This window comes from Pseudonocardia sp. SID8383 (assembly GCF_009864975.1).
In the GTDB taxonomy this organism is placed as follows: Bacteria; Actinomycetota; Actinomycetes; order Mycobacteriales; family Pseudonocardiaceae; genus Pseudonocardia; species Pseudonocardia alni.
The window spans coordinates 1-3,157 of the sequence record NZ_WWFY01000486.1 but is presented as its reverse complement, the minus strand read 5'-3'; the positions used below and the strand labels follow the sequence as shown (position 1 = coordinate 3,157).

The 3,157-nt window shown below is 74.0% G+C and carries 3 protein-coding genes; 1 reads left to right on the top strand and 2 read right to left on the bottom strand.

From position 1 onward, the window contains the following. A partial coding sequence (locus GTW08_RS12015) for a hypothetical protein (RefSeq protein WP_161151926.1) occupies positions 1-354 on the bottom strand: 354 nt, incomplete at its 3' end. A gap of 135 nt (positions 355-489) precedes the next feature. Between GTW08_RS12015 and GTW08_RS12010 the strand changes: the two genes are divergently transcribed. Continuing rightward, positions 490-1,464, top strand: coding sequence for a threo-3-hydroxy-L-aspartate ammonia-lyase (locus GTW08_RS12010; RefSeq protein ID WP_073574540.1), 975 nt, complete (start codon positions 490-492; stop codon positions 1,462-1,464). 75 nt (positions 1,465-1,539) lie between these two features. On the opposite strand, the gene GTW08_RS12005 is transcribed toward GTW08_RS12010, so the two are convergent. Next, positions 1,540-2,847, bottom strand: coding sequence for an MFS transporter (locus tag GTW08_RS12005; RefSeq protein WP_073574539.1), 1,308 nt, complete (start codon positions 2,845-2,847; stop codon positions 1,540-1,542). Positions 2,848-3,157 lie beyond the last annotated feature (310 nt).

Below are 3,157 nucleotides of genomic sequence, written 5' to 3'. Positions count from 1 at the left end.
GACCGCGCCGATGCCACCGGCGGCGACGGCACCGAGCGCCAGCGGCAGCACGTCGGCCGGGCCGCCACCGGCCTCGACGCCACCGATCGGCGTCGCGGTGACCTGGGTGGAGTCGTCGGAGGCGGCCTCGACCGTGGCCGGGGACGCCGCGCTGCCGTAGTCGTGGTCCTCGCAGGCCACGCCGTTGTCGTTCGCGTCGAGGTTCTCGGGGTCGCCCGGGGTCAGGGCCGCCTGGGCGTCGGCCTGGCCGGCGAAGTCCTTGCAGTCGCGGTCCTGGGCGAAGGCCGTACCGGCGAGCGGGAGGGCCGCCGCGGTCGCGAGGAGCACGGCAGCGGACAGGGAGCGGAGGCGCATCGGGGGTGTCCTTCCGGGGAACGTGGGGGGAGCCACGCAGGTAGCAGCGATCCCGACGTGTCAGTCGTTACACCCGATCGTGAATGGATCCGAACGGGCTTGAACCGGCTCCGCCGGGCGGCGGAAGGTGGTCCGGTGAACGCTCTCCCCACCCCCGACGACGTCCGTGCCGCGGCAGCGATCCTGCGCGGCCACGCCCACCGCACCCCCGTCCTCACCTCCCGGCTCACCGACGCCGAACTCGGCGCGCAGGTGTTCGTGAAGGCGGAGAACCTCCAGCGCACCGGGAGCTTCAAGTTCCGCGGGGCGTTCCACACGCTGTCCCGGCTGTCCGCGGCACAGCGGCGGGCGGGGGTCGTCGCGTTCTCCTCGGGCAACCACGCCCAGGCCGTGGCGCTGGCCGCGCAGCTGCTGGAGGTCCCCGCGACGATCGTGATGCCGCACGACGCCCCGGCCTCGAAGCTCGCCGCCACCCGCGGCTACGGCGCCGAGGTCGTCGGCTACGACCGCTACGCCGAGGACCGCGCGGCCATCGCGACCGCGCTGTCGGAGGAGCGTGGGCTCACCCTCGTCCCGCCCTACGACCACCCGCACGTCATCGCCGGGCAGGGCACCGCGATGCTGGAGCTGCTGGAGGACCACGGCCCGCTCGACGCGCTGTTCGTCTGCCTCGGCGGGGGCGGGCTGCTCTCCGGATCACTGCTCGCGACGCAGGCCCTGTCCCCCGACGCCCAGGTGTACGGCGTCGAGCCCGAGGCCGGCGACGACGGCCTGCAGTCCCTGCGCGCCGGGCACGTCGTGCGCATCCCGCAGCCCCGCACGCTCGCCGACGGCGCCGCCACCACCCACCTCGGCGACCACACGTTCCCGGTGATCGCGCGGCTCGTCACCGACATCGTGACCGTGCCCGACACCGCCCTGGTCGAGTCGATGGCGCTGTTCGCGGCGCGCTACAAGGTGCTCGTCGAGCCGACCGGGGCGCTGGCCTTCGCGGGCGTGCGGGCCGCCGTCGCCGCGGACCCGCAGCGGTGGGCCGGGACGCGGATCGGCGTCACGATCTCCGGCGGCAACGTCGACCTGGACCGCTTCGCCGCCCTCGTCACCGGCTGACCACGCCGCCGGCCCGGGCGGCACGACACGGAGCGGGCCCCGTCCCCACGGGGGCCCGCTCGGGGCGGAGGGGACTCAGCGCCGGTCGTGCTGCAGCGCGTCCTCGGCGATCACGGCCTCGGTCGGCAGCCCGGGCACCTCCCGGACGGCCCCCTCGGCGTCGGCGCGCTCGTGCGACGGACCGGGCTGCTCGGCCTCGGCGTCGGCGGCGTCCAGGTCGCGGCGGATCGTCGACAGCAGCACCGCCCCCGCCAGCACGACGACCGCGGCGATCAGGAACGGCACCGACGCCCCGACGGCCGCCGCCATCAGGCCCGCCGCGAACGGGGCCAGCCCGCCGCCGATGAAGCGGACGAACCCGTAGGTGGCCGACGCGGTCGGGCGGGGCACCGGCGAGATCGACATGACCGCCGTCGTCACCAGGGTGTTGTTGACGCCGACCACGATGCCGGACAGGACCACCGCGACGATCACCACGGCGGGCACGTCGTCGAACAGCCCGATGGCCGCGAGCAGCACCGCGATGCCGACGAGCGCGCCGTAGAGGGTGCGCGCGGTGCCGAACCGCTCCTTGAGCCAGGGCGCACCGAACACGGCGAAGACCGCGACGAGCACACCCCAGCCGAAGAACACCCCGCCGAGCGCGATCGGGTCGAGCCCGCCCATCAGGAACGGCGCGTAGCCGAGCAGCGTGAAGAAGCCCCAGTTGTAGAGCAGCCCGACCCCGCTGGTGGTGGCGAGCGCGCGGTGGCGCAGGGCGGCCAGTGGTTCGGAGAGCCGCGCCTTGTGGGTCGGGACCGGCGTCGGTTCCAGCAGCACGACGGTCGCGACGAGCGCGATCAGCATCAGCACCGAGACGCCGAAGAACGGGCCCCGCCAGGAGACGGTGCCGAGCAGCCCGCCGAGCAGCGGACCGGTGGCGATGCCCACGCCGAGCGCGGTCTCGTAGAGCACGATCGCACCGGCGAAGCCGCCCGAGGCCGAGCCGACGATCACCGCGAGCGAGGTCGCGATGAACAGCGCGTTGCCCAGGCCCCAGCCGGCCCGGAAGCCGACGATGCCCCAGATCCCCGACGACGCCCCGGCCAGCGCCGCGAACACCACGATCAGCGCGAGGCCGATGATGAGGGTCCTCTTCGCGCCGATCCGGGACGACACCCAGCCGGTCACCAGCATCGCGATCGCGGTCACGACGAGGTAGCTGGTGAACAGCAGCTCGACCTCGGCGTGCGTGGCGTGCAGCTGCCCGGACAGCGACGGCAGGATCGGGTCGACCAGCCCGATGCCCATGAACGAGATGACGCAGGCGAAGGCCACCGCCCAGACGGCCTTGGGCTGGCGGAACGGGCTGGGGGCGTGCGCAGCACCGGATGTTCGGGACATGTCATCGCCTTTCCCCGGGAACGGACCCCGGAGAGATCATGGACGTATCGGACCTGTCGAACATTGCATCACGCAACGTATGTCATGAGCAATGCGAACGACCGTGATCGTGCCCATGTCCCGCTACGGTCGGGACCCCGACGTCGAGGAGGCCCCGTGCCGCACACCGCCGCCGAGGCCGACCGCCTCGCCCGGCAGGCCGCGTTCCTGGGCGCACTCGCCGCGATCGGCGCCCTGCTCCTGGCCGTGCTCGGCTGGGCCGGTGGCGCGGTCGCGATGTGGATGGGTGTCACGGCCCGCCGCCGCGGCG

What these genes read in the sequence shown, in the direction of transcription:
- GTW08_RS12005 (WP_073574539.1), bottom strand. Translation starts at nt 2,847, where the DNA reads ATGTCCCGAACATCCGGTGCTGCGCACGCCCCCAGCCCGTTCCGCCAG.